This is a genomic window from Acidobacteriota bacterium (genome assembly GCA_034211275.1).
Taxonomy (GTDB): domain Bacteria; phylum Acidobacteriota; class Thermoanaerobaculia; order Multivoradales; family JAHZIX01; genus JAGQSE01.
Genome location: JAXHTF010000315.1, coordinates 1 through 4,118 on the forward strand (window position 1 = coordinate 1; position 4,118 = coordinate 4,118).

A 4,118-nucleotide genomic window follows, 5' to 3' on the forward strand; every position below is an offset into this window, starting at 1 on the left:
GCCGGGGCTCCGGGCGAAGGTGCCTCGCTGCAAGGCCAGAGAGCCACCTGGCGCCACGAGCCCGGCGAGGACGGCGCGGTGATTCTGCGTCTGCAGCCGGAGCTGCTCTCCGGCGGCGCCGTCGAGCTCGAGGCGCGGGTGTTGGGCACCTTGAGCTTTCCGGTGCAGGGAAAGGACCGCAGCGCCGTGCGGAGCATTTTTGGCGATCCCCGGGACGGCGGCCGGCGGAGCCATGAAGGCGTCGACATCTTCGCCTCGCGGGGTACCCCTGCCGTCGCCGCCGGCGATGGAGTGGTCAGCCGGGTGGGCACGAACCGCCTGGGGGGCAACGTGGTGTGGATGCGCACTGGCGGGCTCAATCTTTATTACGCCCATCTCGATGAGGCGACGGTGAGCTTCGGCCAGCGTCTGGCCGCTGGGGACGAGGTGGGGAAGGTGGGCAATACGGGCAACGCCCGCCACACGCCGCCGCATCTTCATTTTGGCGTTTACGACGGCGGGGCACGGGATCCGCTACGCTTTCTGGATCCGCTGGAGACCGAGCCGGCAGCGGTGACCGCCTCCGTCGAGGCCCTGGCACGCTGGGCGCGAGTCTCCGGCGCCCGGGTGCGGCTGCGGCAGGGGCCGTCCACCGGCACCGCCATTCTCACCGAGCTGCCCCGCCACACGGCCCTCCGACTCCACGGCGCCCGTGGCTCCTGGTATCGCGTCTCTCTCCCCGACGGCACCCGCGGCTACATCGCTGCCTCCCTCACCGAGGCGGCGGAACGGCCGGTGCGTCAGGAGCGTCTCGGCGAGCCGCGTCTACTGCGCAGCCTCCCGCAGCCCGCCGGGCTGGTGGTGGGCACGCTGGAGCCCGACACCGCCGTTCCCGTCCTCGCCAGCTATGAGGAGCACCTGCTGGTGCAAACCCCCGACGGCCATGCCGCCTGGCTCGGGGAGCCGGCGCCGGAGCTGAATCTGGCGAGTGCGTCCTAGTCCGCCGGCCGCCTACTCTCCCTCCGCCGGCCAGAGGGCCCAGCGGAATGCATCCTCCTTGGTCGCCCGGAAGATCGTCCAATGCTGCTCCTCGGGGCGGGGATCGTAGGTCCAGCGAAGGCTGGAAGGGGCCTGAGTCTCGAGGATCTCGGCCAGGGCGTCGGTGTGGCGGACGATGTCCTCGGCGTCGGAGCCGGTGAACCAGAGGGTCCGCTCTCCTCCTGCTAGATCCGGAAGCCTTTCTTCGGCCTTGCGTACCAGCGCGTGGTCGTCCCACCACAGCGATGGATCCATGGCGATGTAGCGCTGGAAGAGCTGGCGGCGGCGGAAGAATGTGTCCATGACGAAGAGGCCGGCGAAGGATTCGCCGACCAGGGCCCGCTCCTCGGTGGTGCGGTAGCGGCGGTCGATCTCGGGGATCAGCTCGGTCTCGATGAACGAGCGGAAGGCTGCGGCGCCGTCGTCGCCGGGAGCGTATTGGAGATCGTCCTCGGTCGTGGAGGCGGGGGTGAGGTCCCGCCGCCGATCGGTGTTCTCGATGCCCACCACCAGCACCGGCGCGATGGCGCCGTCGCGGATCAGCGCGTCGATGGTGTTGGCGATGTGGGGGAAGTCCTCCGCCACTCCGCCATCCGGCATGTAGAGGACCGGGTAGTCGGCCTCGCCGGACTCATACCCTGGGGGCGTGTAGACGGCGATGCGGCGCACCTCGTCGACTACTTCCGACGTCAGGTCGAAGCTGCGGTGGGGAGGAATCGGGTCGCGGGGGGCGCTGTGGGCGCACCCACCGAGCCCACCAATCGCCAGCAAGGCCAAGCCTGCCGCCGCCCAAAGACCGTTCCGAACCCTACGAAGAGAGGCCTTCCGCATCAGCCAGCCTCGCCGCCGGTGGTGGCCGGTCGGTCGGCAGCCTTCTCGTTGGCGAGAATGCCCGCCACCGCTACCTCCAGCTCTCGATTGAACTCCTCGGGCTTCTCCAACAGCGGGAAGTGGCCGCTGCCGGTGAGGATGGAGGCGTCGTAGTCGGCGGCGTGGCGGCGGTTGGTTTCCACGGCGGTGGGGAAGAGGTCACCGTTGAGGGCGCGCACCGGCACCTGCACCTGGCTCAGCTCATCCGCCATGTCGTAGGCCGGGAAGGCATCGAGGAGGGCGATGGCGATGGCCGGCGGAGCGTCACACATGCTCTGGGTGATCTCGTTCACCAGGGCGCCGTCGGTGCCTTCGTGGAACATGGCTCCCACCATCTGGCCGCAGGTGCCGGGGAAGTCCTGGCGGTAGCCGGCGAGAAGGGCCTTCCACTGTTCCGCATCATGCTCCTGCTCGACGTTCTGCAGGCTGTCCACGACCACCACTCCCTGTACGCGATCCGGCAGGCTTTGGGCCACCTCGAGGGCCACCGGTGCACCCATGGAGTGACCGACCACGATCAGCCGCTCCAGCCCCAGGGATTCGATCACTGCCACCGCGTCCTGCCCCAGGCTCTCCAGGCTCCAATTCTGGCGATCCCGGCCGGATTCGCCGTGGCCGCCGAGGTCGATGGTCACCACCTGGTGATCCCGGCTGAAGGGCTCCACCTGGTGGCGCCAGAAGGAGCGGTCGCAGGACCAGCAATGGAGGAAGACCAGGGCCGGGCTGGAGGTGCCGCGGGAGGAGTAGGCGATCTCCACGCCGTCGGGAGCGGTGGCGGTGCCGCCGACGGTGACGGTATCGTGGATCTCCACCGGCTCGAGGGCAGCGGCTTCTTCTTCCGCGGGCTTCTCGGGGCTACAGGCGCCGAGCAGTAGGAGCGCGGGGAGGAGAAGGGCTGCCAGGAGCGGGGGCAGGGCATGGGGCCTGGGAATCTTGGGAGCGGGGAGCATGGCACTTCCTTTTATCTGTAGGTATGGCTTTTATCTGTAGGTATGGCTTTTATCTGTAGGTATGGCTTTTTCTGAGAGGTCGGAGGGAAGCAGTTTGGACCGTCTCGAGCTGGCGCGGAGTTTACCAAGCTTCCGGCTTTCGAGGCGCTGGCGGCAGGGAGTCGGAAGGCGTGTACAATTCGCTCATCCCATCGGCGGCACCGGCGGTGGAGACAGCACCATGGAGCAGGCAACCACAGCGAGGACCCGAGCCGCCGCGGCGAGCGGTGTGCTGGCGCTGGTGTTGCTGTTGGGAGGCTGCTCCGGCAATGGGGTCAACAGCGGTGACTTCAATGTTCTGTCGGTGCCGGAGGAGTGGAGCCTGGGGCGGGGTCTGGCGGATGAATTGCGGAAGGAGTTGCAGCCGGTGCGGGACTATTCCGCCCAGGCTTATCTCGACCGCACCGGCCGCCTGCTGGCGGATACCAGCGAGCTGGCGGAGGAGGTGTGGGAGTTCCACCTGCTCCAAGAGCCCACGGTGCAGGCTTTCGACATTCCCGGGGGCCACGTCTATTTGAGCACCGGAGCCCTGAGCTCCACCCGCGACGCCTCGGAGCTGGCCGCCGTGCTGGCCCACAGCATCGCCCACGGCCTGGCCCGCCACACCACCGAAAAGCTCTCCCGCGCATACGGGGTGACGGTGCTCGGGGATCTGGCGATGAAACAGAAGCGGGAAACCTATCGCGACATCCTGCTTCAGCTCTCCGCGGGGGGCTCGTTGAGCGGTCACACCCTTGCCGAGGAGCGGGAGGCGGACCGGCTGGCGGTCCAGCTCTTGGCAAGAACGGGGTTCCACCCGCAAGGCCTAGTGCATTGGCTCGAGCGGCTGGAGGATCTACGGCAACGGGATCCCGGCGCCGTGCGCGACCTCGTCGCCGCCCACCCTCTGAGCCCGGAACGCATCGAAGAAGTCCGCCAGCAGGTCGCCGCTCTGCCGGTGCAGGGCGGCTGGGTGCGCGACGAAGCGGGCTACCGCCGGACCCGGCAGCGGCTGGTAGGGAAGGTGGGCGGAGAGCCTGGAGGAGGCTGACCCCCATCCGCCCCGGAGCCGGCTGGAAGCCGGCGGTCCCAGGGTTTGGCTCCGGAGCTCCGCGAGGGGTTGAAACCCCTCGCTAGTGTATCGCGTCCCCCGGCTGGGGGACGCCGGATCGTTCGGGGCCTTCCGAGGCTGGTGTGTTTCGGAATGAGGTTCTGTTGCGAGCTAGTTGGGGGTGGGCGGGGGTGTCGTCCCGGCAGGGCCGA

The 4,118-nt window shown here is 68.6% G+C and carries 4 protein-coding genes; 2 read left to right on the forward strand and 2 right to left on the reverse strand.

Features of this window, described 5'->3' with window-relative positions:
* Nucleotides 1–978, forward strand: a 978-nt coding sequence (locus tag SX243_25390; protein MDY7096323.1) for a peptidoglycan DD-metalloendopeptidase family protein, incomplete at its 5' end; no start/stop codon positions are given.
* Between the two features lie 12 nt (nt 979–990).
* Here SX243_25390 and SX243_25395 read toward each other — a convergent pair.
* Together SX243_25395 and SX243_25400 are read right to left on the reverse strand one after the other, a co-directional pair.
* Nucleotides 991–1,788: an alpha/beta hydrolase-fold protein gene (locus tag SX243_25395; protein ID MDY7096324.1), complete on the reverse strand. Its 798-nt coding sequence runs from the start codon at nt 1,786–1,788 to the stop codon at nt 991–993.
* A 59-nt stretch (nt 1,789–1,847) separates the two neighbouring features.
* Nucleotides 1,848–2,837, reverse strand: a complete 990-nt coding sequence (locus SX243_25400) for an alpha/beta hydrolase (protein ID MDY7096325.1) — start codon at nt 2,835–2,837, stop codon at nt 1,848–1,850.
* A gap of 220 nt (nt 2,838–3,057) precedes the next feature.
* Here SX243_25400 and SX243_25405 point away from each other — a divergent pair, with 220 nt between their 5' ends.
* The gene (locus tag SX243_25405) at nt 3,058–3,906 is read left to right on the forward strand and encodes a M48 family metalloprotease (protein MDY7096326.1); all 849 of its coding nucleotides are present in this window, start codon (nt 3,058–3,060) and stop codon (nt 3,904–3,906) included.
* Nucleotides 3,907–4,118: the final 212 nt, after the last annotated feature.